This is a genomic window from Microbacterium aquilitoris, assembly GCF_031932285.1.
Taxonomy (GTDB): Bacteria; Actinomycetota; Actinomycetes; order Actinomycetales; family Microbacteriaceae; genus Microbacterium; species Microbacterium aquilitoris.
This window is the reverse complement of the sequence record NZ_JAUZVT010000002.1, coordinates 663,300-688,044: the sequence shown is the minus strand read 5'-3', so window position 1 is coordinate 688,044 and position 24,745 is coordinate 663,300. Positions and strand designations below refer to the sequence as shown.

Sequence of the window (24,745 nt, the reverse complement as noted above, 5' to 3'; positions counted from 1 at the left end):
CCGTCAGGTCGCCTCGGAGTCGAACGGCACTGTACGCAGGTCCGCCGGGTTCTCGTCCGCGCTCGCCTCGACGGCGGGCGGCTCGGCCAGCGCGACCGCCGCTGCCGGCGTCGTCGCGACGGGCTTGACCGGGGCGTCGTCGATCAGCGCCTCGCGGATGATGCGCCGCGGGTCGTACTGTCGCGGGTCGAGCTTGCGCCACTCGATCTCGTCGAAGTCATCGCCCATCTCCTCTTTGACCCGGGTGCGTGCGCCGTCGAGCCACTGACGAACCCGGCGAGTGAGTCTCGCGAGGGACGCGGCGTAACCGGGCAGGCGCTCGGGGCCGAGCAGGAGGGCGGCGATGAGTCCGATGAGGAGGATCTTCTCCAGATCGAGCCCGAATGACATGGTTCCCAGGTTACCCGTGCGCCTGGGGGTTGCGGGGTGCCGACCCGCCTAGGCTGACGCGTGGAGGTTCACGACATGGGAGATCACGAAGCGGTACGCCGATTCGCCGCTGAGGCGACGGTCGAGCCCGAGGCCATCGCCCGCGCCCGCGCTCACGCCCTCGAGATCGGCGCGAACCCGATCAGTCCCGAGGTCGGCGCCCAGTGCGCCGTCATCGCGGCGGCCGGCCGCGCGCTCAACATCGTCGAGATCGGCACGGGCGGCGGGGTCTCCGGCCTCTGGCTCATGCACGGGTCGCCGCGCGCGACACTGACGACGATCGACAAGGAACCCGAGCACCTCGCCGTGGCCCGGAAGGCGTTCACGGATTCCCGCATCCCGCCGGCTCGGGTGCGGTTCATCACCGGCCGCGCCGCGGACGTCCTGCCGCGGATGAACGAGGCGTCCTACGACATCGTCCTCATCGATGCCGACCCCGAGGGGGTCATCGAGTACGTCGAGCACGGGCTGCGTCTGGCTCGCGCCGGCGGCACGGTGCTCGTGCCTCGGGTGCTCGCCGGCGGCGCCGTCGCCGATCCCGTCAAGCGCGGCCCCCTCGAGAGCGCCTACCGGTCCCTGATCCAGGAGACGCAGGACTCCCCCGCCGTCCTCGGCGCGCTGTCCATCGTCGGCGAGGGCCTGCTCCAGTTGACGACGGTCGCCGACCAGAGCTGATCGCTTCGCCGCGGCATCCGAGAACGCCGAAAGGCCGGCCCCGAGGGGCCGGCCTTTCGTATCGATCCGGGGTCAGGCGGCGCCGACGACCCCACTGAGAACGCTGTGGAGTTCCTTCGCCTCGTCATCGTTCACCGAGACGACAAGTCGACCGCCCCCCTCGAGCGGGACACGCACGATGATGAGACGGCCCTCCTTGACGGCCTCCATAGGTCCGTCTCCGGTGCGCGGCTTCATGGCTGCCATTGTGGGGCTCCTTTTCGTCTTCGGCCTACCCCATTAGTCTACCCAATGGGGTGATCGCCGATGGCGCGCGCGAGTCTCAGCGCACGCATATCGTCATGGAATCCGGAAGAACGTGTCCCCCAGCGCGAGCATCTCGTGGATCCAGACCCACTGTCCGGCCACGCAGAGGACCAGGATGCCGATCCGCCACCACCGCGAGCTCGGGACCGCAACGCCCGCCGCAACGGGGGTGAGCGGGAGGAGGAGTCGGAAGATGCTCGACTGCGGGAAGAACACCGCCAGGAGGTAGACGAGGTAGCTCGCGCCCCACAGCCGGATCTCCGGCCCGAGCCGGCGGACCTGCGGCGACCGGGCGAGAAGGACACCGGCGCCCACGATCAGTACGACGAGGAGGACCGGTCCGAGCGCCGACGGCAGCCCCCACAGACCGAACCAGATGGCCGCCGCCTGGAAGAAGGCGATGAACGGCACGAACTGCTCCTCGGACCCCACCCAGCTCCGCCGCCAGGCGAGCTCGGTCTCGAGATACGCCGACGGGTCGCCCGTCGCGATCCCTGCGATGACCTGCCAGGCGAAGCCGACGATCACGGCGAGGGCGCCGAGGGCGACGATGTGGACGATGTGCGACACCGGGAGCGGATCGTCGCGTCGTCGGAACCAGCGGAAGATGCCGTAGAGCCCGAGCAGCAGGGCGAACGCGAGGACGCCCGGTCGCGTGAAGCCCATGAGGACGACGAGCAGGTACAGCCACCCGAACCGCCTCTGCACGAGCGCCCAGAGCGCGAGGAAGAGCCAGAGCAGTCCGAGCGATTCCGCGTACCCCATCTGGAAGAGCGCCGCCAGCGGACCGTTGGCGAAGAACACGACGGCCCACAGCGCCGCCGTCTCGCCGATCCGGCCGCGAAGCAGCAGGAAGAGCACGACGGATGCCGCGTACCCCGCGACGAGCGCCAGCACGATCGCACCGGCGGGGTAGCCGCCCAGAACCGTCCCGAGCGCCCGAGCCAGCCAGGGGTACAGCGGCAGGAACGCCCACGCGTTCTCGGTGACCTGACCGGCATCCGTCACCGGGAGGGCCGACGGGTAGCCCTGGTCGGCGATGACCCAGTACCACTGGGAGTCCCAGCCCATCGCCAGGGAGGAGATGGAGGCGTCCGCCCCGAACCGCGAGGTCGGACCCGACAGCTCGGCGGCGATCCAGAAGAACAGCGTGGTGAGGAGGCGGGCCGAGACGTAGACGGCGGCGACGGTGCCGGCGACGGAGGCTGCGGTCCTCAGTCGCCGCTCAGCCATGCCCGCAGACCCCGCTCGACGTCCTCGATCTGCGAGAGCGGCACCCGCTCCTCGTCGTGGTGCGCGAGGGACGGGTCGCCCGGGCCGTAGTTGACGGCGGGCACACCCATCGCAGAGAACCGGGCGACATCCGTCCAGCCGTACTTGGGCTTGGGCACTGCCCCGACCGCGGCGACGAACTCCTGGGCGAGCGGCGCATCGAGCCCCGGACGGGCGCCCTCGGAGAGGTCGACGATCTCAACCTCGAAGCCGGCGAACACGTCCCGCACGTGCGCCGCGGCGGCCGCGGCATCCTTGTTCGGGGCGAAGCGGTAGTTGACATCGATCTCGCAGGCGTCGGGGATGACGTTGCCCGCGATGCCCCCGCGGACGGCGACCGCGTTGAGCCCCTCGCGGTAGAGCAGCCCGTCGACCTCGATCTCGCGGGACCGGTACTCGGCCAGCCGAGCGAGGACGGGCGCGGCCTTGTGGATCGCGTTCTCGCCGATCCAGGCGCGGGCGCTGTGCGCGCGCACGCCCGTCGTGCGGATGACCGCGCGGAGCGTGCCGTTGCACCCGCCCTCGACCTGACCGTTCGAGGGCTCCCCCAGGATCGCGAAGTCCGCCTCGAAGAGATCGGGACGGGATGCCGCGAGTCGGGTCAGCCCGTTGAGGTCGGCAGCGACCTCCTCATGGTCGTACCACATCCAGGTGATGTCGACCCGGGGGTCGGTGAGCTCGGCGGCGAGCTTCAGCTGCACCGCGACGCCCGCCTTCATGTCGACCGTGCCGCGGCCCCACAGGTACCGCTCGCCGTCGATGTCGACGTTCCGCGTCGGTACGTTGTCGTTGATGGGGACCGTGTCGATGTGCCCGGCGATCGCGACGCGCTGCGCGCGTCCGAGGGACGTGCGGGCCACGATCGTGTCGCCGTCGCGGTGGACGTCGAGGTGCGGCAACGCGGACACCGCCTCGAAGATCGCGTCGGCGAGGACGGTCTCGTCGTCGGAGACGCTGGGGATGTCGCAGATGGTGCGCGTCAGGTCGACGGCGCTGGAGCGGAGGTCGAGCCGGGGCATGACGTCGAGTCTAACGACGGCCCGATAGCCTGGAACCATGAGTGACGCGCGGTGGGTGTGGGGTATCGGTCTGGCCACGACGAGTGAGAACGGCACGGTGCTCGACGCCTGGTTCCCGGCTCCCGCCACAGGCCGCGCCCCTGCCGACGTCGACACGAGCGAGCTCGCCGCCTTAGCCGGACCCGACCCGCGCCGTGCCGTCACGGTCGACGTGATCGTCGTGGAGATCGACCTCGACGCCCCGCCGGCGAGCACCCCCGATGCGTACCTGCGTCTTCAGGCCCTCTCGCACCTCCTCGTGGCCCCGAACGAGCTGAACCTCACCGGGATCTTCGGCCACCTGCCGAACGTCGCGTGGACGAGCGCCGGCCCCGTGCATCCCGACGACCTCACCCACCTCCGCGCCGGACTGCAGCGGGCGGGCATCCAGGTGAACGGCCTGGACAAGTTCCCCCGCCTGACCGACTACGTCGTGCCCGCCGGCGTCCGGATCGCGGACGCCTCGCGCGTGCGCCTGGGCGCACATCTCGCGCCCGGTACGACGGTGATGCACGAAGGTTTCGTCAACTTCAACGCCGGTACGCTCGGCGCGTCGATGGTGGAGGGCCGCATCTCGCAGGGCGTCGTCGTCGGCGACGGCAGCGACGTCGGCGGAGGCGCCTCGATCATGGGCACCCTCTCGGGTGGCGGTGAACACCGGGTCTCCATCGGCCGGCGCACACTCCTCGGCGCGAACGCGGGCATCGGCATCTCGCTCGGTGACGACTGCATCGTCGAAGCGGGCCTGTACGTGACCGCTGGGACCAAGGTCTCCCTGGCAGGCGAGCCGCCGCGCCACGACGGCACGCGCCCGACGGTCAAGGCCGCCGAACTCTCCGGGCAGAACGGCATCCTCTTCCGGCGCAATTCGCTCACCGGGACGGTCGAGGCGGTTCGGCGCGAGGGCGTCGGCGTGACGCTGAACGCCGACCTCCACGCCTGAGGTTCAGCCCTTCAGGACCGCCGCGCGCGCCTCTCGGTGTTCGTCCTCGCTGATGACGCCGCGGGCGCGGAGGTCGTCGAGCTCCGCGAGGCGCTTCTCGATCGACGGCGCGACCTGCGCTGCCGGTGTCGAGGGAGCGAGCAGGTCGCTGCGGAGGACCTTGGCGGCGATCGCCGCATCTACCGTGAACGGATCGATGCCGGCATCCCGGAGGATCCGACGCTTCCGCGCCGCGACCACGACGGAGAACACCGCTCCGGCGATCACCAGGACGACGGCCAGTCCGAAGAACGCAGAGAACGCGTCTCCGGCACCGCCCATGTCGGGCCCCGGCATCCCGGGGCCGAAGAAACCGCTGTCCCCGTCATCCGGGATCGGCATCACCGGTGCCGACAGAACGTGCGCGACAACTCCCCCAGGGACCATCATGGGCACACTTTAGCGGGCGATGACCGCGTCAGTGCGACGTCGGGTAATCCCGTTCGGTGGCACCCGTGTAGAGCTGCTGCGGACGGCCGATCTTCGTCTGCGGATCGTTCTGCATCTCGCGCCAGTGCGCGAGCCAGCCGGGCAGGCGACCGATCGCGAACAGCGGCGTGAACATGCGCGTGGGGAAGCCCATCGCCTTGTAGATGACGCCCGTGTAGAAGTCGACATTCGGGTACAGGCGACGCTCTTTGAAGTAGTCGTCGCTGAGCGCGATCTCCTCGAGCTCGTTGGCGAGCGCCAGAAGAGGGTCGACGACGCCGAGCTCGCGCAGGACTTCGTCAGCCGACTCCTTGACGAGCTTCGCGCGCGGGTCGTAGTTCTTGTAGACGCGGTGCCCGAAGCCCATGAGCTTCACGCCGTCTTCCTTGTTCTTGACCCGCTCGACGAAGCGCTGCACGCTCTCGCCGGAGTCGCGGATGCGGCCCAGCATGTCGAGGACGGCTTCGTTCGCGCCGCCGTGAAGCGGCCCGTACAGGGCGTTGATGCCGGCGGAGATCGAGGAGAACTGGTTCGCCCCGGTCGAACCGACGAGGCGGACCGTCGAGGTCGACGCGTTCTGCTCGTGGTCGGCGTGGAGGATCAGCAGGCGCTCGAGCGCCCGCGACATGACGGGGTTGATCTCGTACGGCTCGGCGTTGTTGCCGAAGTTCAGCTTGAGGAAGTTGTCGACGAAGCTCAGCGAGTTGTCGGGGTACAGGAAGGCGTGCCCGATGCTCTTCTTGTGCGCGTACGCGGCGATGACCGGCAGCTTCGCGAGCATGCGGATCGTGTTGAGCTCGACGTGCTCGGGGTTGTGCGGGTCGCTCTGCCCCTCGTAGTAGGTCGAGAGGGCCGCCGTGGCCGCAGACAGCACCGACATGGGGTGCGCGGTGTGCGGCAGCGCCGAGAAGAAGTGCTTGAGGTCTTCGTGCAGCAGCGTGTGGCGACGGATCTTCTCGTCCCACCCGGCGAGTTCGTCCTCCGTCGGCAGTTCGCCGTACAGAAGGAGCCAGGCCACCTCGAGATACGTGCTGTGCTGCGCGAGCTGCTCGATCGGGTACCCGCGGTAGCGCAGGATGCCCTGGTCGCCGTCGATGTACGTGATCGACGACTTCGTCGACGCGGTGTTCACGAACCCGTAGTCGAGGGACGTGTGCCCGGTCTGCTTCGTGAAGGTGGAGAAGTCGACGCTCGGCACCCCTTCACTTCCCGAGATGAGCGGGAGTTCTGCCTTCGTGTCACCGATGGTCACGGTGGCGATCTGAGGGGTGTCCGCGTTGGTCACGAAGCCTCCTTGCGGTCGTCGGAGCGGTCTTTACAGCCTACTGGGCAGTGAGCACATGTGCTGTCGCGCTCAATGGATAGCGGAATTCGTAGGAGGAAGCCTACGAAGGGTCAGGCATCGACGGATGCCGCGAGCCTCCGCGCGGCTTCGGCGATGCGCTCGTCGGTCGCCGTGAGCGAGAACCGCACATGCTGGGGGAAATGGGATCCGTAGAAGTGTCCGGGCCCGGCGAGGATGCCGAGGTCGGCGAGGCGCGCGAGGGACTCCCACGCGTCCTCCCCCGCCGTCGCCCAGAGGTAGAGGCCGCCCTCGCTGCGGTCGATCCGGAAACCGGCGGCTTCGACGGCCGGCTTCAGGATGTCGCGGCGGGCACGGTAGAGCTCGCGCTGGTGCTCCACGTGCGCATCGTCCTCGAGCGCGGCGATCATGGCGGCCTGCACGGGCCCGGGCACCATCAGCCCGAGGTGCTTGCGGGTGGTCACGAGGCGCTCGATCAGGTCCGCTTCGCCGGCGACGAACGCCGCCCGGTAGCCCGCGAGGTTCGACTGCTTGCTGAGCGAGTAGACCGACAGGAGGCCGGTGAGGTCGCCGCTCGCGACCCGGGGATCGAGGATGCTGGGCACCGGGGCATCCGCCCACGGCCCTTCCCACCCCAGCTCGGCGTAGCACTCGTCCGAGGCCAGGACGGCACCCAGCTCGCGAGCGCGCTCCACGGCGTGTCGGAGCTCGGCGACGTCGAGGACCCGACCGTCGGGGTTGCCGGGCGTGTTCAGCCACACGAGCCGCGTGGTCGTGGGCCACTCGTCGGGATCATCCGACGCGAAGGCCTGCGCACCCACGAGACGTGCCCCCACCTCGTAGGACGGGTAGGCCGCGCGCGGGTGAACGACCGTGTCGCCGGTGCCGAGGCCGAGAAGGAGCGGCAGAAGGGCGACGAGCTCCTTCGAGCCCACGGTCGGGATGACCTGGGAGGGCGTGAGGCCCGGCACGCCGCGCCGGCGGCCGTACCAGGCCGCGATCGCCTCGCGCAGCGCCGGAGTGCCGACGGTCTGCGGGTAGGCGTGAGCGTCCGTGGCACGTCGGAGCGCCTCGGCGACGACACCGGGCGTCGGATCGACGGGGGAACCGATCGAGAGGTCGACCATCCCGCCGGGATGCTGCCGTGCTCGCGCCGTGTAGGGGGCGACGGCGTCCCAGGGGTAGTCCGCGAGGTCGTGGACGCTCATGTCGGCTCAGCGAGTTTCAGTGGGCCTGCGGAGGAAGACCCGCGATGACGGGGTGATCCTTGGCGATGACGCCGACCTTCGCGGCGCCGCCCGGCGAACCGAGATCCTCGAAGAACTCCACGTTGGCCGTGTAGTAGTCCTGCCACTCGGCGGGGAGGTCGTCTTCGTAGTAGATGGCCTCGACGGGGCACACCGGCTCGCAGGCGCCGCAGTCGACGCACTCATCGGGGTGGATGTAGAGAGAGCGTTCACCTTCGTAGATGCAGTCGACGGGACATTCGTCGATGCAGGCTCGGTCCTTCACATCCACGCACGGGAGAGCGATCACATACGTCACAGGACGAGTCTAGTTCGTGGATCGGACGCGGGATGCCGTCGGCCACGCGACGACGAGTGCGACGGCCAGCGGGACGACGAACGTCCAGATGAGCCCGGGCGTGACGACGGTCCCCTCCGGGGGCGCCGGCACCACGACGGACCCGCCGGGACCTTCGTTGGCGAACAGGAGCGTGGCCACGAGGGCGCCGAACCCGCAGGCGAGCGCGGAGGCGCGCTCCCCCGTCAGCGTCCGCACCGCGATCAGCAGGGCGACGAAGCCGACTGAAGCGACGATCAGACCGACGGGGACGACACCCCAGGTCGCCGCCTGGCCGATCGTGCCGGCGACGCCGTAGACGACGCCGATGACGGCGGCCAGCACCCAGGTGGCGATGCGGGCGAAGAGGGCATTCACCTGCACAGTCTAGGCGGGCACTCCTCGACCGATCAGGTCGCCCAGCCCCACAGCCGCAGGAGTGCCGCGACCGCGGCGGCTGCCGCGACCACGACGAGGAACGGCGCTCTGACGACGAGGAGACCCGCCGCGACGAGGAGACCGGGAACGCGTGCGTCGAGCACGATCGCCTGGCCCACGCCGAGCGTCTGCACGACGACCAGCGCCGAGAGGAGCGCGACGGTGAGGAGGTCGATCGTCCGAGAGGGGCGAGGCGCCTCGAACCATGCCGGTGGTACGAGGTAGCCGGCCGTCTTGAGCGCCACGCACACGATGGCCGCGAGCAGGATCGTGTGCCACAGCGTCATGCGGGGTCCCCTGTCGACGTCGTCGGCCGGGAGCCCAGCCAGTTCGTCCAGCCCACGACGATCGCCACCAGCGCCGCGACGAGGACGGGGAGACCCGGCATGAGCGCCGGCGTGAGGACGGCCGCGACGACCGCGGCGGCGGCACCCACCGCGATCGCCTGACGGTTCCGCAGCCGCGGCCACAGCAGCGCGAGGAACGCGGCGGCGGCAGCGGCATCCAATCCGTAGGCCTTCACATCGCCGAGAACGTCGCCGAGCAGCGCGCCCGCCAGCGTCGTCAGGTTCCAGCCGACGTAGATGCCGACGCCTGTCACCCAGAAGCCGATGCGGCGAGCCGCGGCATCCGTCTGCGCGAGGGCGACGGCCGTCGACTCATCGATCGTGAAATGGGATGCCGCGGCCCGCCGCCAGAACCCGTCGCCGACGACGGACGACATCCGCAGACCGTAGGCCACGTTGCGGATGCCGAGGAGCCCCGCCGAGGCGATGGCGGCACCCGGCAGGCCTCCGCCCCCGATGACACCGACGAACGCGAACTGCGATCCGCCGGTGAACATCAGGAGGCTGAGGACGCAGGTCTGCCAGACGTCCAGACCCGAGGTCACCGAGAGCGCGCCGAACGAGATGCCGTAGGCACTCGTCGCGAGCACGACACCGAGGGAGTCGCGCCAGGCCCGACGAATCGGCGGCTGCTCCCCCGTCACCGTCAGGAGCCGGCGTCCTGGCGCTTCAGCCGCGATGCCGCGCGGCCGCGCTCGGTCGCGTCGAGCACGACCTTGCGGATGCGCACCTTCTCGGGCGTGACCTCGACGCATTCGTCGTCGCGGGCGAACTCGAGGCTCTCTTCCAGCGTCAGCACCCGCGGCGGCGTCATGGACTCGAAGGAGTCGGAGGTCGACGAACGCATGTTCGTGAGCTTCTTCTCCTTCGTGATGTTGACGTCCATGTCGTCGGCGCGCGAGTTCTCGCCGATGACCATGCCCTCGTAGACCTCTTCGGTCGGCTGCACGAAGAAGCTCATGCGCTCCTGCAGGGCGATCATCGCGAACGGCGTCACGACACCCGAGCGGTCGGCGACGATCGAGCCGTTCTGACGCGTCGAGATCGCACCGGCCCACTCGTCGTAGCCGTGCGAGATCGCGTTCGCGATGCCCGTGCCGCGCGTGATCGTGAGGAACTCGCTGCGGAAGCCGATGAGACCGCGCGACGGGACGATGAACTCCATGCGCACCCAGCCGGTGCCGTGGTTCGTCATCGTCTCCATGCGGCCCTTGCGGCTCGCCATCAGCTGCGTGATCGCGCCGAGGTGCTCCTCGGGGGCGTCGATCGTGAGGTGCTCGAAGGGCTCGGTGAGCTTGCCCTTCTCGTCGCGGCGCGTGACGACCTGCGGCTTGCCGACCGTGAGCTCGAAGCCCTCGCGGCGCATGTTCTCGACGAGGATCGCCAGCGCGAGCTCGCCGCGGCCCTGGACCTCCCACGCGTCGGGCTGGCCGATGTCGACGACCTTGAGCGACACGTTGCCGATGAGCTCGCGGTCGAGGCGGTCCTTGACCATGCGCGCGGTGAGCTTGTGGCCCTTGACCTTGCCCATGAGGGGCGAGGTGTTGGTGCCGATCGTCATCGAGATGGCCGGATCGTCGACCGTGATGGCCGGGAGCGGACGGATGTCCTCGGGGTCGGCGATCGTCTCGCCGATCGTGATGTTCTCGAAGCCCGCGATGGCGACGATGTCGCCGGGGCCGGCGGACTCCGCCGGGTAGCGCTCGAGGGCGCGGGTCTTCAGGAGCTCCGTGATGCGGGCGTTGCTGGTCGAGCCGTCGGCGCGGACCCACGCGACCGTCTGGCCCTTCTTCAGCGTGCCGTTGAAGACGCGCAGGAGTGCGAGACGGCCGAGGAACGGCGACGAGTCGAGGTTCGTGACCCAGGCCTGGAGGGGCGCCTCGTCGTCGTACGACGGAGCCGGGACGTGCTCGAGGATCGCGCCGAAGAGCGGCTCGAGGTCGTCGTTGTCGGGGAGCGAGCCGTTCTCGGGGCGGTTCCGCGAGGCGGCACCGGCGCGACCGGACGCGTAGACGACGGGGACGTCGAGGAGTGCGTCGACATCGAGGTCGGGCACGTCGTCCTGGAGGTCCGAGGCGAGACCCAGGAGCAGGTCGTGGGCCTCCTCCTCGACCTCGGCGATGCGCGCGTCGGGGCGGTCGGTCTTGTTGACCAGGAGGATGACGGGGAGCTTGGCCTCGAGCGCCTTGCGGAGGACGAAGCGGGTCTGCGGGAGCGGGCCCTCGGAGGCATCCACCAGCAGGACGACACCGTCGACCATCGACAGACCGCGCTCGACCTCGCCACCGAAGTCGGCGTGGCCGGGGGTGTCGATCACGTTGATCGTGACGGGCTCGGACGAGTGGGCGCCGGAGTACGTGATCGTCGTGTTCTTCGCGAGGATCGTGATGCCCTTTTCGCGCTCGAGGTCGTTCGAGTCCATGGCACGTTCTTCCATGTGCTCGTGCGAGCCGAACGAACCGGTCTGGCGGAGCATGGCATCGACGAGCGTCGTCTTGCCGTGGTCGACGTGCGCGACGATCGCGACGTTACGGAGGTCAGGACGAAGGGCGTGCGCCATGAAGGGGGTTCCTTGCAGAGAGGGTGATGCCGGGATGCCGGCAGTCCACTTTACCGCAGGTGTCGACACGCCGACGGGGCGAGGACCTTTCGGTCCCCGCCCCGCCGCTGCTGTGCGTCTTGCTGCTTACTCGGCAGCCCAGCCGACGATCGTCCAGTCGATGGTCTCGAACTGGGTGGCACCCCAGTTGACGAGGCCGTCCTTGACCGCGTAGACGTTCGGGAGCGGCGCGATCGGGAACATCGGCATGTAGTTCCAGATCACATCGTTGATCTCCTTGGCGATCTCGATGCGCTTGGCGGGGTCGAGCTCGGAGTTCGACTTGTCGTACAGGTCGCCCAGCTTCTCGTCCGTCGTGCCCGTGAAGTTCGACTCGGAGTCGATCGGGTAGTACAGCGCCTCCGACGACGAGATCGGGAACGGCGTGCCGACCCACGAGAAGGACACCATCTCGAAGTTGCCGGGGATGACGTAGTCGCTGAAGTACGTCGCGGCGGGAACCGTGTCGAGGGTCACCGGGATGCCGAACGCGTTCAGGTCGGCCTGGACCTGCTCGGAACGCTGGATGTTCGTCGCCGTGTCGGCGGGAACGGTGACGCTCAGCTTGAGAGGCGTGCCGTCCTTCGTCCAGCTCTTGCCTTCGCTGCCTTCGTAGCCGGCCTCCTTGAGGTACTCCGCCGCCTTCTTGGTGTCGGTCTTGGGAGCCTTGTCCTCGTAGCCGTTCTGGCCGGGCATGAAGATGAAGTCGCCCTGGGTGATGGCGGGAGCATCGACGGGCGTGTTCGCCGAGGCGGCGATCTGCTCGCGGTTCACGATCGCCTCGACGGCCTTGCGGACGTTGACGTCCGCGAGCGGGCCCTTCTTCGCGTTCATCGTGACGTGCGTCCAGGTCGTGCCACCGGAGGTCTCGATCTTGGCGTCGGAGCGCGTCTTGGCCGTCTGGTACAGGTCGGCGTTCGCCGAGATGTACAGCGCATCGAGCTCCGAGTTCGCGAACGACGCGCCCTGCTGGTCCTGGCTGACCGCGCGGAACAAGACCGTCTCGAGCTTGGGGGTCTCGCCCCACCACTGCGGGTTGCGCTCGAGGGTGACGACCTGACCGGTCGTGTCGATCTTCGAGATCTTGAACGGACCCGAGGACGGGACGGCCTTCGTGCGGTAGCCGTCGTTGTAGGCGGCCGGGTCGCTCGAGATGGACTCGGGCAGCAGTCCGCCCGTGAACATGGCCTGCCAGTCGGCGTAGACCTTCGAGAAGGTGATCTTGACGTCGAACTCGTCCGTACCCTGCTCGACCGACGAGACGTCTTCCCAGCCCGCCGTGGATGCCGGGGTGTAGGCCTTGTTCGTGCCGTTCTGAGCCTTCCAGTAGGCGACGTAGTCCTTGACCGTGATGGGCGAGCCGTCTTCCCACTTCGCCTCGGGGTTCAGCTTGATCTCGACGACCTGCGGGTCGTCGCTTGTGACCTCGGCCGAGGCGGCGTAGTTCTCGTCGACGACGGGCGTGCCGTCTTCCTTGATCTTGAAGGGACCACCGGTGGTCGGCGCCATGATGCTGGTGGTGTCCGACTCGTTGCCGTCGACCTGGCTCGTGTTGAACTGCACGGGCAGCGATCCGACCGCGAGGGTCAGCGTGCCGCCGTCCTTGACCTTGGCCGCGTCAGCGCGAGTCCACGCCGTGGCGGGGAGCTCCGGGGCTGCTGACTCGCTCTGGGTGGGCGCACCGGTGTTTCCGGCAGCACAACCAGAGATCACGAGTGCGGCGACGCCGAGCAGCGCCAAAGACCCGAACGGCTTTGCACCTCGAATCTTCATGTGATTGTTCCTCTCGTTTACCTTTTGGTGACCACCGGCGGAATGGTGCGCCCGCCGGAGGGGGTTCAGGATGCGGTCGACAGCGCGACCTCGTCGACCAGCGTCGAGTCCTCGACGTGGTGGCAGGCGACGCGCGCACGACCGTGGGCGATCAGTTCCGGCTCGGCGGAACGGCACAGCTCCTGGCGCGTCTCGTCGAGGAGCTTGTACAGGGGGCAGCGGGTGCGGAACCGGCATCCGCTGATCTCCTGCGTCGGGCTCGGCAGGTCTCCCTGCAGGAGCACCCGGGCACGACCGCGCTCGATGCGCGGGTCGGGGATGGGAGCCGCCGAGATGAGCGCCTTCGTGTAGGGGTGCTGCGGGTTGTCGAAGACCGTCGACACCGGCCCCTGTTCCACGACGGAGCCGAGGTACATCACGGCAACGTCGTCGGCGATCTGCCGGACGACGGCCAGATCATGAGCGACGAAGAGGTACGACAGCCCCAGCTGCGCCTTGAGGTCCTCGAGCAGGTTGATGACACCCGCTTGGATCGACACGTCGAGCGCCGAGACCGGCTCGTCGAGCACGATGACCGAAGGGTTCGTCGCGAGGGCCCGGGCGATGCCGATGCGCTGGCGCTGTCCGCCCGAGAACTCGTGCGGATAGCGGTCGGCCATGGAGGGATCCAGGCCGACGAGATCGAGCAGCTCGAGAGCGCGCTTGTCGCGGTCTGACTTCTTGGCACCGATCGCCCAGAGGGGCTCGGTGATGACCTCGCTGATGGGCAGGCGCGGGTCGATCGCGCCCATGGGGTCCTGGAAGACGATCTGCACATCGCGACGGAGCGCGTGGCGTTCGCGCGGGCTGAGCGTGCCGACATCCTTGCCGTTGATCTTGATGGATCCGGACTGCGGTGCGGTCATCTCCATGATCTCGAGGATCGTCGTCGTCTTGCCGCAGCCCGACTCCCCGACCAGGCCCATCGTCCGACCCGGCTTCAAGGAGAACGAGACGCCGTCGACGGCGCGGACAGTGCCCACCCGGCGAGGGAAGACCGCGCCCTTCATCAGCGGGAAGTGCCGACGCAGGTCGGTGACCTCGACGACCGGCTCGGCACCGGAATCGACGAGCTCGCCGTCGATGATCGGGTCCGCCACCGTGAAGACCTCACCTCGCGAGATCTCGCCCCGGGCGATCTCCCCGCCGCGGATGCAGGCGGCGACGTGATCGGGACCGGATGCCGGATCGTGGGCGATCAGGTCGGGCTCGACCTCGCGGCACGCGTCCACGGCGATCGGGCAGCGGGCCGCGAAGGGGCATCCCTTCGGCAGGGCCGCGAGGGACGGCGGGCGCCCCTCGAGAGGAACGAGCCGCTGCGTACCGGCGGTGAGCATGTTCGGCACGGACCGCAGCAGCCCGATGGAGTAGGGCATCTGCGGCTCGTGGAAGACCTGATCGGTGGTGCCGAGCTCGACGAGCTTGCCGGCGTACATGACGCCCACCCGGTCGGCGTGACCCGCGACGACACCGAGGTCGTGAGTGATGAGGACGACGGCGGCGCCGGTGATCTCCTTGGCCTTCTCGAGGACCTCGAGAATCTGCGCCTGGATGGTGACGTCGAGTGCCGTCGTGGGCTCGTCGGCGATGATCACCTTCGGGTCGTTCGCGATCGCCATCGCGATCATCGCGCGCTGGCGCATCCCACCGGAGAACTCGTGCGGGAACGCTTTGGCACGCCGATCGGGATCGGGGATGCCGACGGTCTTGAGCAGCTCGACGGCCCGCGCGGCCGCAGCCTGGGACGACAGCTTCGAGTCGTGGAGGCGGAGCGCCTCGGCGATCTGGTCGCCGACGGTGTAGACGGGAGTCAGCGCCGACAGCGGATCCTGGAAGACCATGGACAGCTGCTTGCCGCGGATGCGGGACAGCTTCTTGTCGTCCATGCCCAGAAGCGACTTGCCTTCGAATTCGATCGCGCCGGTCACCTGCGCGTTGCTGGGCAGGAGACCCATGACGGCGAGCGAGGACACGGACTTGCCCGAGCCGGACTCGCCGACGATGCCGAGGAACTCCCCCGGGTGGACGTCGTACGAGATGCCGCGGACGGCCTGCACGTCGCCCGAACCGCGCTGCGGGAAGGTGACGCTGAGGTCGCGGACCGACAGGAGAGGCGTGCGACGGGACTGCGTCGGAGTGGGGAGGGATTCAGGCACGGTTGGCCCCCGAGGTCGGGTCGATCGCATCGCGCAGGGCGTCGCCGATGAGACTGATGGCGAAAAGAAGGACGACGAGGACGCCGGCCGGGAAGACGAACAGCCACGGGCGGGTCAGCGCAGCCGACGTGCCGTCCGCGAGCAGGGTGCCGAGCGAGACATCCGGCTTCTGCACGCCGAAGCCGAAGTAGCTGAGCGACGTCTCCGACATGATCATCGAGACGATTCCGAGGGTCACGTCGATGATCAGCAGCGACGCGATGTTCGGGAGGATGTGGCGGCTCAGGATCTTCCGGGTGGGGAGCCCCATATAGCGCGCGGCGCGCACGAAGTCGCGGTTGCGCAGGGAACGCGTCTGATTGCGCACGACCTGCGCCATGATCATCCAGCTGAAGATCGCCAGGAAGAACGTCAGCGCGATCCACGACAGGCTTTTGAACAGCGGGCTGAGCAGGATGAGGATGAAGAACGATGGCACGACGAGCAGCAGGTGGGTGAACCAGCTGATGACCTTGTCGGTCACGCCTCCGACGTAGCCGGCGACGGAGCCGATGACGGCAGCGAGCAACGTCCCGAGGATGCCGGCGACGAGACCGATGATGAGGGACTTCTGCAGGCCCGCCATCGTCTGGGCGAAGATGTCCTGTCCGATGCTGTTGGTGCCGAACCAGTGGCGGAGCGTCGGCCCCATCCCCATGTTGTACACGTCGCGATCGGTGATGGACCACGGCGTGAGGAACGGCCCGACGATCGACAGGACGACGATCAGGCCGAAGGCGATGGCACCGACCCAGAACCGCGGCATTCCGCGCAGCCGCTGCCAGACGAGCCCGTTGCGGGAGAGCGGTCGCCGCTGACGGGTGATCGTCTTCTCCTCGTCGAGGCCCGCTTCGACGGCTTCTTGTTGAGCGATGACCATGTCAGCTCCTCACACGGGGATCGAGGGCGGCGTAGATGATCTCCGAGAACGTCGAGGAGAGCAGCACGAGGATGGCGACGAACAGGGTGCTTCCCGCGGCCGCGTTGACGTCGTTCGTGTTCACGGCCTGAAGCAGGAACTGCCCCATGCCGCGCCAGCTGAAGACGATCTCGAGCATGGCGGACCCGGCGACGAGTGTGCCGAAGTTGTACGCGAAGAAGGTCGACATCGGGATCAGCGCGATGCGCACGCCGTGTCGGAAGAGGGCCGGCCCGCGCTCCAGGCCCTTGGACCGGGCCGTTCGGATGTAGTCGGCGCCGAGGACGTCCAGCATGACGCTGCGCTGGTAACGCGAATAGCTCGCGGCGCTGGTGAGGATGAGCGCCAGCGTCGGCAGAAGGAGGTGGACCGCTCGGTCGAGGGTCAGGTCCCACCAGCTTCCGTTGATACCGGCGCTGTACTCGCCTGTGAAGGTGATGAGCTGCACGCCGACTGCGTTGTTCAGAGCAGTCGCTCCGATCATCAGCAGGACGCCGATGACGAAGGTCGGCGTCGCGAAGATCAGGAAGGACGAGTAGGTGACGATCTGATCGCTCGCCCGGTACTGCCGGACGGCGCCCCAGACGCCGAGGAGGACGCCGACGATCGCGCCGATGATCGATCCGATGAGCAGGAGCCGAAGGCTCGCACCCGAGCGCGCGATGATCTCCTCGACGACCGGCTGCTTGCCGATCGTGATGCCGAGAGATCCCTGCGTGAACAGGCCGACGAGCCAGTGCCAGAGTCGGACGACCACGGGCATGTCCGGGCTCTGCCCGAGTTGCGCGAGCGAGGCATCGATGGACGCCTGCGGGGGGCGAGGGTTACGTCCGTAGAAGGCGTCGCCGGGCCTGAAGATCGCGCTGGCCAGGACGTAGGCCATACACGTGGCGATCAGGCTCAGGATCGCGTAGTTGACGAACCGGCGGAGGACGTACAGCGTCACCGGGAGATCCCGGTGATTCGGGTCGCTGGCACAGACATGGTGGTGCTCTTTCTCGGGCTTACGCGCTCTTGCGTTGCGTTCGAAGTGCCGGAACCGGGTCCGGCCTCAACGACCCTAACTCGCTCATCAACGCTGACAAGACCGTCTGGAGAACTGTTTGTATGAACGTAACATTGCGTGACCTGCTCGCAAAATGCCTGTGAACGCGCCGCAAAACCGCCAGTACGCTCAGCCCGCAGCGCCGCTGATGATCACGGCGCCCAGTGCCCAGAGCGCCAGTAACAGCAACACGCCGAGGGTGGGGAGATCCCACCTGCGCGAGACCCGTGTGGTGGAACCGGTTTCGGCGGCCGCCAGCCACTGCTCGCGGATCAGCTCGAGGTCACGGAGCGCGGGAGGGATGCGCGCGCGGGGGTTGTCCGCGGGCCGGACGCCCGGGCGCGCCGGGCGACCCGCCACCGGGCCGCCGAACGCATTGACGATCCGCCCGTCATCCAGGGTGAACCTGACCTGGTAACGGACGCCGACGTCGCTCACCCGGGCCCACGGGATGCGCACGATGCGCAGGAGATTCTGCACGGTCGCGCCGTCAGCGTCGATGGAGACATGTGACGCGAACGTCGCGACGTAGATGAACCAGACCACCAGCAGGAGCCAGGGGGCCAGCAGGAGCATCTCGGCCCAGCCCGCGCGCACGACCGCGTCGCCCAGGAGCAGGAGCGCGGCGATCGACGCCAGGATGAGCGCGGCCACCCCCGACGGGGCGCGGAACACTCGCGGCGAGGCGGCCGGGGATGAACCCGAGCCCGCCTCGCCGTGTCGAGGGGTGTTGCTCACAGGTTTCCGCCGAGCGGGATCTCCGCACCCGGGATGGCGGCGAGGAGCCGCTTCGTGTAATCCTCCGTCGGCGACGCGAAGATCTCGTCGACGGTGCCCTGCTCGACGACGCGACCCTGCTCCATGACGCAGACGAGGTCGGCGGCCACACGCACGACGGCGAGGTCGTGCGTGATGAAGAGGTAGGTCAGGTCGAGCTCGGACTGCAGCTCGGCGAGCAGGCGCAGGATCTGGTCCTGCACGAGCACGTCGAGCGCCGAGACTGCTTCGTCGAGGACGACGATCGACGGCTTGAGCGCGAGGGCGCGCGCGATCGCGATGCGCTGACGCTGGCCACCGGAGAGCTCGTTCGGGTAGCGCCAGGCGACCTCACGCGGGAGCGACACCTGGTCGAGCAGCTCGAACACCCTCTCGCGACGCGACTTCTCGTCGCCCACGCCGTGCACGCGCAGCGGCTCGGCGATGAGGGCGCCGATGCTGCGCAGGGGGTCGAGCGAGCCGTAGGGGTCCTGGAAGACGGGCTGCATACGGCTGCGCAGTCCGAAGACCTCCTTGCGGCTCATGCCCGACGTGTCCGCGCCGTCGACGAGCACGGAGCCGCTCGTCGGCTTCTCGAGCTGCAAGACCATCTTGGCGACGGTCGACTTGCCCGAACCGGACTCCCCCACCAATGCGAGGGTCTTGCCGCGCGGGATCTGGAAGGACACACCGTCGACCGCACGGAACGGTTCGCTGCGGAACCCGCCCGAACGGATCTTGTACTCCTTGACGAGATCGCGGACCTCGACGACGGGCTTGGCGTCCACGACCTCCTCGAGGTGCTCGACACCGCGACGCTCGGCGACCGCCTGGATGCGCTGCGAGGCGATGCTCGGGGCGGCCGCGACGAGGCGCTGCGTGTACGGATGCTGCGGAGCCTCGAGGATCGCTCGGCTCGGACCGGACTCGACGATCTCGCCCTGGTTCATGACGATGATGCGATCAGCACGCTCTGCGGCGAGGCCGAGGTCGTGCGTGATGAACAGGACGGCCGTCCCCTTCTCGCGGGTCAGCGAGGCCAGGTGGTCGAGGATGACGCGCTGCACGGTGACGTCGAGCGCACTCGTCGGCTCGTCCGCGATCAGGAGCTTCGGGTCGGCTGCGAGGCCGATGCCGATGAGCGCCCGCTGACGCATCCCGCCGGAGAACTGGTGCGGGAACTGGTGCATGCGACGCTCGGCATCGGCCAGCCCCGCCTGCTTCAGGACCTCGATCGCGCGGGCGCGGGCCTCCTTGCGGTTGGATGCCAGGCCGTTGGCGCGGACCGCCTCCTCGACCTGGAATCCGATCGACCAGACCGGGTTCAGGTTGGACATCGGGTCCTGCGGGACGTAGCCGATGTCGCGGCCGCGGATGGACTCCATCTCACGGCGACTGGCACCGAGGAGGTCCACGCCGTCGAGCGTGACGGATCCGCCCGTGACCGCTCCCGTACCGGGGAGCAGGTTGATGACGGCCGCTGCCGTCGTCGACTTGCCCGACCCGGACTCCCCGACGATGGCGACGGTCTCGCCCGGGAAGACATCGAGGTCGACACCGTGCAGGACCTCGCGCGCCTTCTTGCCCGTGCCGAACGACACGGTGAGGTCACGGATCTGCAGAAGGGGCTGCGACACGACGCTCTCCTTGGTGCTGCTGCGCAGACGCGCGCGGCTGGTGGGGTTCTCGATATCGCTCATCGCTGGGCCCTCGACTTCGGGTCGACGGCGTCGCGGAGGAGCTCACCGAGGGTGATGAACGCGAGCACCGAGATCGTGAGCGCGAGAGACGGCCAGAACAGCGCCATCGGCGCCGACCTGATCTGGTTCTGCGCCTGGCTGATGTCGAGGCCCCAGGAGACCGTCGAGCCCCCGAGACCGACGCCCAGGAAGGACAGCGTCGATTCGGCGACGATCGCCGTGCCGAGGCTCAGGGTGGTGACGACGATGACGGGTGCCATCGCATTCGGCAGGACGTGCGTGACCATGGTGCGGAACCGCGACAGCCCGATCGAGATCGACGCGGTCACGTAGTCGGACTGCTTGACCCGGAGGACCTCGGCACGGGCGATGCGCGCCGTGCTGGCCCACGAGAATCCACCGATCGCGAGGGCGAGGACGAATTCGTTCCGGTAGTCCGCCAGGACGGACATGACCACGACGGCCGCGATGATGTAGGGGATCGTGAAGAAGACGTCGCCCACGCGGGAGAGCACCGTGTCGAGGAATCCGCCGTAGAAGCCGGCGAGAGCGCCCATGATGACACCGATGACCGTGGAGATCAGCGTGGCCATCACACCGACGATCATCGACGTGCGCGTGCCGTGGACGACGCGCGACCAGATGTCGCAGCCCTGTCGATCGAAGCCGAGCGGGTGTCCCGCCGTCGGGTCGCCGTTGCTGTTGTCGAGGGTGCAGACACCGCCGGACGGCGCCACCGAGGTGAAGAGTGTCGGTGCGACCGCCATGGCGACGATGATCGCGCACAGCACGACCGAGATCCAGAACGTCGGACGGCGGCGCAGGTCGCGCCACGCGTCGATCCAGAGATTGCTCTTCTTCTCGCTGAGGCGGAGCTGGTCGACCGGGACCGATTCCGTGTTCGTCGGTGCGACGTAGTGTGCGGAGTTACTTGACATAGCGGATCCTCGGGTCGAGCAGGCCGTAGAGAAGGTCGACGACCAGGTTCACCAGAACGTAGATCACGACGAAGATCGTGACGAAGGAGACCACCGTCGGCGTCTCGCGCTGCGTGATCGCCGTGAAGAGGGTGTTGCCCACGCCCGGCACGTTGAAGATGCCCTCGGTGACCGTGGCGCCGACCATGAGGATGCCGAACTGGGTGGCCGTGTCGGTGACCATCGGGATCATCGAGTTGCGCAGGACGTGCACGGGGATGACACGACGACGCGAGAGGCCCTTCGAGTAGGCCGTGCGGACCCAGTCCTGACCGAGCGTCTCGATCATGGAGGCACGCGTCAGTCGCATGCTGGACGCGTAGATGCTGAGACCCAGCACGATCGCGGGAAGCCACAGATCGCCCCAGTCGTTGCGTCCACCCACCGTCGGCCGGAACCATCCCAGCTGCACGCCGAGGAAGTACTGCGCGAGGAAGCAGAGGACGAAGATCGGGATCGCGATGAAGATGAGCGCCGTCACGAGCGCGCCGTTGTCGAAGATCGACCCCTTCCAGATCGCCGACAGCGCGCCGATGATCAGGGCGAGCACGAAGGCGATCGCGACGGACATGACCGCCAGACGCATCGTGACGGGGACCGTGCGGGCGAGCACGTCGTTCACGCTCTGGCCCGAGAACGTCGTCCCGAAGTCGAGGCGGAAGATGCCGCCGAGGTAGTTCGCGTACTGGACGATGAACGGCTCGTTGAGCTTGTACTGCTCGCGAAGCGAGTCGATGACAGCCTGCGGCGGCTGCTTGTCGCCGAACAGTGCGGCGACCGGGTCTCCGGGCAGTCCGAAGACCATGAAATAGATCAGCAGTGTGGACCCGAGGAACACGGGAATCACCTGCAGGATCCGTCGGAGGATGTAATAGGCCACCCTCGGCCCCCTTTCAGGGAAAAGACGTGATCAGTGCTCACGCACGAAGAAGGGCCCCGCAACGCGGCGCCCCTGAGTGTCCCATCCTCAACCTCGTTTCCTGAGAGAAAGGTGAGATGGACGGGTCACGCCACGAGGCGGTGACGGGTGACCGTCACCGCCTCGTGTGAGGTGATGCTGAGAGCAGATTACTTGGTGATCTCGTAGTACAGCGGCACCGAGTTCCAGCCGAACTCCACGTTCTTCACGCCGTCGGCCCAACCGCCGTTGACGTTGGAGTACCAGAGCGGAATGGCGGGGAGGTCCTCGAAGAGGACCGACTGGGCCTCGAGGAGGGTGGAGTTGCGCGCAGCCTCATCCGTCTCGCTGATGCCCTTGGCGAGCAGGTCGTCGAACTTCTTGTCCGAGTACTTGCCGTCGTTGGAGCCTGCACCGGTCGCGTAGAGCGGGCCGAGGAAGTTGTACAGACCGGGGTAGTCCGCCTGCCAGCCGGAGCGGAAGGCATCGACCTTCTCGTTGTCGCGGGCGTCGAGGTAGGTCGCGAAGTCCGGGAACGGCTTGCCGACGGCCTTGATGCCGAGGACCTTCGAGACCGAGTTCGATACAGCGTCGACCCAGGCCTGGTGCGGACCGTCAGCGTTGTAGGAGATCGTGAACTCCTTGCCGCTGTACGGCTTGATCGCGTTCGCCTGGTCCCACAGCTCCTTGGCGAGCTCCGGGTCGTAGTCGAGGACGTCGTTGCCGGGGACCGAGTCGCTCCAGCCGTCGATGACCGGCGACGTGAAGTCCTTCGCGGGCGTACGGGTGCCCTTGAAGATCACGTCGGTGATCTGATCGCGGTTGATGGAGTGCGAGATCGCGGCGCGGCGGAGCTTGCCCTCTTCGTCGGTCTGGAAGCCGTCGAGCCACTCCGGGATCGTCAGCGACTGGAAGATGGCGGCCGGCTGGTTGACCGAGCGACCGTCGAGGTCGGTCTTGTAGTTCTCGAGAGCGCTGTCCGGGATGGAGTCGAGCACGTCGAGGTTGCCGCCGAGCAGGTCGGTGTAGGCACCGTCCGGGTTGGCGTAGAAGACGATGTCCAGGCCGCCGTTCTTCGGCTTGCGCGGTCCGTCGTAGTCCTCGTTGACGACCAGGTCGATGCGGACGTTGTGCTGCCACGCGCCGTCCTTGGCCAGCTTGTACGGGCCGTTGCCGATCGGGTTCTCACCGAAGGCCTTCATGTCGTCGAACGCGACGGACGGGAGCGGCGCGTAGGCCGAGTAGCCCAGACGCTGCGCGAAGTCGGAAGCCGGCTTGTTCAGCGTGATGGTGAAGGTCAGGTCGTCGACCTTCTTCAGACCGGTGAGCTCGGAGTCCTTCTCATAGCTGAAGCCCTCGATGTCCTCGAAGAAGTAGGAGGAGTTCTGCTTGTTGGATGCCAGTGCACCGTAGTTCCACGCCTTGATGAAGCTGTCAGCGGTGACGGCTTCGCCGTTGGTGAACTTCAGGCCATCGCGGATCTTGACCGTCAGCTGGGTGGGCGAGTCGGTGGTGATGGACTCTGCGGCGTCGTTCTCGACCGAGCCGTCGGCCTTGTACGAGATGAGGCCGGCGAAGATCGAGTCGACGACCTTGCCGCCACCGGTCTCGTTCGTGTTGGTGGGGATGAGCGGGTTCTGGGGCTCCGAGCCGTTGGTCGTGATGACCTCGGTCGTGGTGCCGCCGGACGAGTTGTCGTCCGTGTTGGTGTCGCCACCGCTGCTCGCGCAGCCTGCGAGAACCAGGCTGGTGGCGCCGAGCAGGGCGAGGCCCGCCACGCCGATCTTGTTGCGCTTCAAAGTGTCCTCCATGAGACCTAATGAAAGCCCGGGTCGAGGCTTAGCGACCCAGGCGTGATGAGAAGCACACTAAGCAGGCTGAGCGCAATGCGACAAATCCCTCACAAGACCGTTACACAGCCTTTACTTGGGAACCTCTGGATAAAGCAGTCTGATCGGTGGGGCCCCGCAGCATCCCGCACTCGTGCGGACGTGGCATCCTGACCGGATGGCCGCTTTCACGAACTCCCCCGCCGCCACGTCCACGCCGTCACGCGCGCGTCTGTGGTGGGAGATCGGGATCGTTCTCGCCCTTTCGCTGGGCCGGTCGGCGGTGTATTCGGTGCTCGCACTCATCGAGGCGCTGACCCGCGCGCCCCTCGGCGATCAGCAGACCTCGCTCAATCCGGGTGCGGCGCCGTCCGCGGTGTGGGACGTCATCGGCCAGTTCCTCGACTCGTTCTTCGCCTTCGCGCCCGTGGCGCTGGCGATCTATCTGCTCTGGGAGCCGGCCCGTTCCGGCTTCGCCAAGATCGGCCTGACCTTCGAGCGGTTCGGACGCAACCTCGGTGGTGGCGCGCTCCTCGTCCTCGTGATCGGCGTGCCGGGTCTCGGTCTCTATGCGCTCGGCCGCGTCATGGGCATCACCGTCCAAGTGGATGCCTCGCCGATCGATTCCTCCTGGTGGACGGTGCCGCTCCTGCTTCTCGCCGCGCTCCGAGCCGGCCTTCTCGAAGAGGTCATCATGGTGGGATACCTGTTCGACCGGCTGCGTCAGCTGGGCTGGAACACGTGGGCGATCATTCTGTCGACCGCCGCGCTGCGGGGCTCGTACCACGCGTACCAGGGCTTCGGTCCGCTCGTCGGCAACATGGCGATGGGGGTCGTGTTCGGCTGGGTCTACTCGCGGTGGGGCCGGGTCATGCCCCTCGTCGTCGCGCACGTGCTGATCGACATCGTGGCGTTCGTCGGGTACCCCCTCGCCGCCGCGTGGTGGCCCGGGGTGTTCGGACCGCCGGCGTAGGGTTCCGGGGTCGGGTTCCGGGTTCCGCGAGACTGCACGCTCGCGCCGAGACTGCAGGCGCGCGCCGAGACTGCACGCTCGCGCCGAGACTGCGGCGTGGGGCCGCGGTCTCGTGGTCCGCGTGCAGTCTCGTGGAGGGGACCGGGGGCGGCGGGCGGTTCCTCCACCGCGAGGGCGGCGGGCGGGGTGTCCACGGGGCGTGCTGCTGTGGCGGTCAGGACGGTGACGGCTCGGGACCAT

Annotated in this window: 24 protein-coding genes; 3 read left to right on the top strand and 21 right to left on the bottom strand. The window is 68.0% G+C overall.

Annotation, left to right across the window (positions count from 1 at the left end; all coding sequences use genetic code 11):
* Positions 1–3: 3 nt before the first annotated feature.
* Positions 4–390, bottom strand: coding sequence for a twin-arginine translocase TatA/TatE family subunit (locus tag Q9S78_RS10085; protein ID WP_311870141.1), 387 nt, complete (start codon positions 388–390; stop codon positions 4–6).
* Positions 391–465: 75 nt separating this feature from the next.
* Here Q9S78_RS10085 and Q9S78_RS10080 point away from each other — a divergent pair, with 75 nt between their 5' ends.
* Positions 466–1,104 carry an O-methyltransferase gene (locus tag Q9S78_RS10080; RefSeq protein WP_018188269.1) on the top strand — a complete coding sequence of 213 codons (639 nt, stop codon included), beginning with the start codon at positions 466–468 and terminating at the stop codon, positions 1,102–1,104.
* Positions 1,105–1,176: 72 nt separating this feature from the next.
* On the opposite strand, the gene Q9S78_RS10075 is transcribed toward Q9S78_RS10080, so the two are convergent.
* From Q9S78_RS10075 to dapE, 3 genes are all read right to left on the bottom strand, one after another.
* Complete coding sequence (locus Q9S78_RS10075) at positions 1,177–1,350, bottom strand: DUF3117 domain-containing protein (RefSeq protein ID WP_064506455.1); 174 nt, start codon at positions 1,348–1,350, stop codon at positions 1,177–1,179.
* Between the two features lie 93 nt (positions 1,351–1,443).
* Positions 1,444–2,643, bottom strand: a complete 1,200-nt coding sequence (locus Q9S78_RS10070) for a putative hexosyltransferase (protein WP_311870140.1) — start codon at positions 2,641–2,643, stop codon at positions 1,444–1,446.
* Positions 2,625–3,701 (bottom strand): succinyl-diaminopimelate desuccinylase, encoded by a 1,077-nt coding sequence (gene dapE, locus Q9S78_RS10065; RefSeq protein ID WP_018188272.1) that lies wholly within the window; start codon positions 3,699–3,701, stop codon positions 2,625–2,627. Before dapE ends, Q9S78_RS10070 begins: the two co-directional genes overlap by 19 nt.
* Before the next feature lie 37 nt (positions 3,702–3,738).
* Here dapE and dapD point away from each other — a divergent pair, with 37 nt between their 5' ends.
* Entirely contained in the window at positions 3,739–4,683 is a 945-nt protein-coding gene (gene dapD / locus Q9S78_RS10060; protein WP_311870139.1) for a 2,3,4,5-tetrahydropyridine-2,6-dicarboxylate N-succinyltransferase, read from the top strand.
* 3 nt (positions 4,684–4,686) lie between these two features.
* Here the strand turns inward: dapD and Q9S78_RS10055 are convergent, their stop codons facing one another.
* From Q9S78_RS10055 to Q9S78_RS09975, 17 genes are all read right to left on the bottom strand, one after another.
* On the bottom strand, positions 4,687–5,112 hold the full coding sequence (locus Q9S78_RS10055; protein ID WP_311856984.1) for an SHOCT domain-containing protein: 426 nt from the start codon (positions 5,110–5,112) through the stop codon (positions 4,687–4,689).
* Positions 5,113–5,140: 28 nt separating this feature from the next.
* Entirely contained in the window at positions 5,141–6,436 is a 1,296-nt protein-coding gene (locus Q9S78_RS10050) for a citrate synthase (protein WP_018188275.1), read from the bottom strand.
* A gap of 110 nt (positions 6,437–6,546) precedes the next feature.
* Positions 6,547–7,662 carry a succinyldiaminopimelate transaminase gene (gene dapC / locus Q9S78_RS10045; RefSeq protein ID WP_311870138.1) on the bottom strand — a complete coding sequence of 372 codons (1,116 nt, stop codon included), beginning with the start codon at positions 7,660–7,662 and terminating at the stop codon, positions 6,547–6,549.
* 16 nt (positions 7,663–7,678) lie between these two features.
* A complete protein-coding gene (fdxA, locus tag Q9S78_RS10040) occupies positions 7,679–7,999 on the bottom strand; it encodes a ferredoxin (protein WP_018188277.1) in 321 nt (106 codons plus the stop codon).
* A 9-nt stretch (positions 8,000–8,008) separates the two neighbouring features.
* Positions 8,009–8,395: a DUF6113 family protein gene (locus Q9S78_RS10035; protein WP_311870137.1), complete on the bottom strand. Its 387-nt coding sequence runs from the start codon at positions 8,393–8,395 to the stop codon at positions 8,009–8,011.
* Positions 8,396–8,427: 32 nt separating this feature from the next.
* Positions 8,428–8,742, bottom strand: a complete 315-nt coding sequence (locus Q9S78_RS10030) for an AzlD domain-containing protein (RefSeq protein ID WP_026302984.1) — start codon at positions 8,740–8,742, stop codon at positions 8,428–8,430.
* Positions 8,739–9,446: an AzlC family ABC transporter permease gene (locus tag Q9S78_RS10025; RefSeq protein ID WP_018188280.1), complete on the bottom strand. Its 708-nt coding sequence runs from the start codon at positions 9,444–9,446 to the stop codon at positions 8,739–8,741. Before Q9S78_RS10025 ends, Q9S78_RS10030 begins: the two co-directional genes overlap by 4 nt.
* A gap of 2 nt (positions 9,447–9,448) precedes the next feature.
* Positions 9,449–11,362, bottom strand: a complete 1,914-nt coding sequence (gene typA / locus Q9S78_RS10020; protein ID WP_018188281.1) for a translational GTPase TypA — start codon at positions 11,360–11,362, stop codon at positions 9,449–9,451.
* 126 nt (positions 11,363–11,488) lie between these two features.
* A complete protein-coding gene (locus Q9S78_RS10015; RefSeq protein WP_311870136.1) occupies positions 11,489–13,174 on the bottom strand; it encodes an ABC transporter family substrate-binding protein in 1,686 nt (561 codons plus the stop codon).
* 65 nt (positions 13,175–13,239) lie between these two features.
* Positions 13,240–15,369, bottom strand: a complete 2,130-nt coding sequence (locus Q9S78_RS10010; RefSeq protein ID WP_311870135.1) for an ABC transporter ATP-binding protein — start codon at positions 15,367–15,369, stop codon at positions 13,240–13,242.
* Positions 15,362–16,288 carry an ABC transporter permease gene (locus tag Q9S78_RS10005; protein WP_018188284.1) on the bottom strand — a complete coding sequence of 309 codons (927 nt, stop codon included), beginning with the start codon at positions 16,286–16,288 and terminating at the stop codon, positions 15,362–15,364. Before Q9S78_RS10005 ends, Q9S78_RS10010 begins: the two co-directional genes overlap by 8 nt.
* A 1-nt stretch (position 16,289) precedes the next feature.
* Positions 16,290–17,273 carry an ABC transporter permease gene (locus Q9S78_RS10000; protein ID WP_018188285.1) on the bottom strand — a complete coding sequence of 328 codons (984 nt, stop codon included), beginning with the start codon at positions 17,271–17,273 and terminating at the stop codon, positions 16,290–16,292.
* Positions 17,274–17,501: 228 nt separating this feature from the next.
* On the bottom strand, positions 17,502–18,110 hold the full coding sequence (locus Q9S78_RS09995) for a hypothetical protein (RefSeq protein WP_311870134.1): 609 nt from the start codon (positions 18,108–18,110) through the stop codon (positions 17,502–17,504).
* Entirely contained in the window at positions 18,107–19,828 is a 1,722-nt protein-coding gene (locus Q9S78_RS09990; RefSeq protein ID WP_116228937.1) for an ABC transporter ATP-binding protein, read from the bottom strand. Before Q9S78_RS09990 ends, Q9S78_RS09995 begins: the two co-directional genes overlap by 4 nt.
* A complete protein-coding gene (locus Q9S78_RS09985) occupies positions 19,825–20,766 on the bottom strand; it encodes an ABC transporter permease (RefSeq protein ID WP_018188288.1) in 942 nt (313 codons plus the stop codon). Before Q9S78_RS09985 ends, Q9S78_RS09990 begins: the two co-directional genes overlap by 4 nt.
* The gene (locus Q9S78_RS09980; RefSeq protein WP_311856997.1) at positions 20,756–21,685 is read right to left on the bottom strand and encodes an ABC transporter permease; all 930 of its coding nucleotides are present in this window, start codon (positions 21,683–21,685) and stop codon (positions 20,756–20,758) included. Before Q9S78_RS09980 ends, Q9S78_RS09985 begins: the two co-directional genes overlap by 11 nt.
* Before the next feature lie 188 nt (positions 21,686–21,873).
* Positions 21,874–23,514: a peptide ABC transporter substrate-binding protein gene (locus Q9S78_RS09975; protein WP_256335291.1), complete on the bottom strand. Its 1,641-nt coding sequence runs from the start codon at positions 23,512–23,514 to the stop codon at positions 21,874–21,876.
* 196 nt (positions 23,515–23,710) lie between these two features.
* Between Q9S78_RS09975 and Q9S78_RS09970 the strand changes: the two genes are divergently transcribed.
* On the top strand, positions 23,711–24,505 hold the full coding sequence (locus Q9S78_RS09970; RefSeq protein WP_311870133.1) for a CPBP family intramembrane glutamic endopeptidase: 795 nt from the start codon (positions 23,711–23,713) through the stop codon (positions 24,503–24,505).
* Positions 24,506–24,745 lie beyond the last annotated feature (240 nt).

What these genes read in the sequence shown, in the direction of transcription:
- Q9S78_RS10085 (WP_311870141.1), bottom strand. Translation starts at nt 390, where the DNA reads ATGTCATTCGGGCTCGATCTGGAGAAGATCCTCCTCATCGGACTCATC.
- Q9S78_RS09975 (WP_256335291.1), bottom strand. Translation starts at nt 23,514, where the DNA reads ATGGAGGACACTTTGAAGCGCAACAAGATCGGCGTGGCGGGCCTCGCC.
- typA (WP_018188281.1), bottom strand. Translation starts at nt 11,362, where the DNA reads ATGGCGCACGCCCTTCGTCCTGACCTCCGTAACGTCGCGATCGTCGCG.
- dapC (WP_311870138.1), bottom strand. Translation starts at nt 7,662, where the DNA reads ATGAGCGTCCACGACCTCGCGGACTACCCCTGGGACGCCGTCGCCCCC.
- Q9S78_RS09970 (WP_311870133.1), top strand. Translation starts at nt 23,711, where the DNA reads ATGGCCGCTTTCACGAACTCCCCCGCCGCCACGTCCACGCCGTCACGC.
- dapE (WP_018188272.1), bottom strand. Translation starts at nt 3,701, where the DNA reads ATGCCCCGGCTCGACCTCCGCTCCAGCGCCGTCGACCTGACGCGCACC.
- dapD (WP_311870139.1), top strand. Translation starts at nt 3,739, where the DNA reads ATGAGTGACGCGCGGTGGGTGTGGGGTATCGGTCTGGCCACGACGAGT.
- Q9S78_RS10030 (WP_026302984.1), bottom strand. Translation starts at nt 8,742, where the DNA reads ATGACGCTGTGGCACACGATCCTGCTCGCGGCCATCGTGTGCGTGGCG.
- Q9S78_RS10075 (WP_064506455.1), bottom strand. Translation starts at nt 1,350, where the DNA reads ATGGCAGCCATGAAGCCGCGCACCGGAGACGGACCTATGGAGGCCGTC.
- Q9S78_RS10070 (WP_311870140.1), bottom strand. Translation starts at nt 2,643, where the DNA reads ATGGCTGAGCGGCGACTGAGGACCGCAGCCTCCGTCGCCGGCACCGTC.
- Q9S78_RS10015 (WP_311870136.1), bottom strand. Translation starts at nt 13,174, where the DNA reads ATGAAGATTCGAGGTGCAAAGCCGTTCGGGTCTTTGGCGCTGCTCGGC.
- Q9S78_RS10005 (WP_018188284.1), bottom strand. Translation starts at nt 16,288, where the DNA reads ATGGTCATCGCTCAACAAGAAGCCGTCGAAGCGGGCCTCGACGAGGAG.
- Q9S78_RS10055 (WP_311856984.1), bottom strand. Translation starts at nt 5,112, where the DNA reads ATGATGGTCCCTGGGGGAGTTGTCGCGCACGTTCTGTCGGCACCGGTG.
- Q9S78_RS10080 (WP_018188269.1), top strand. Translation starts at nt 466, where the DNA reads ATGGGAGATCACGAAGCGGTACGCCGATTCGCCGCTGAGGCGACGGTC.
- Q9S78_RS09985 (WP_018188288.1), bottom strand. Translation starts at nt 20,766, where the DNA reads ATGTCAAGTAACTCCGCACACTACGTCGCACCGACGAACACGGAATCG.
- Q9S78_RS09990 (WP_116228937.1), bottom strand. Translation starts at nt 19,828, where the DNA reads ATGAGCGATATCGAGAACCCCACCAGCCGCGCGCGTCTGCGCAGCAGC.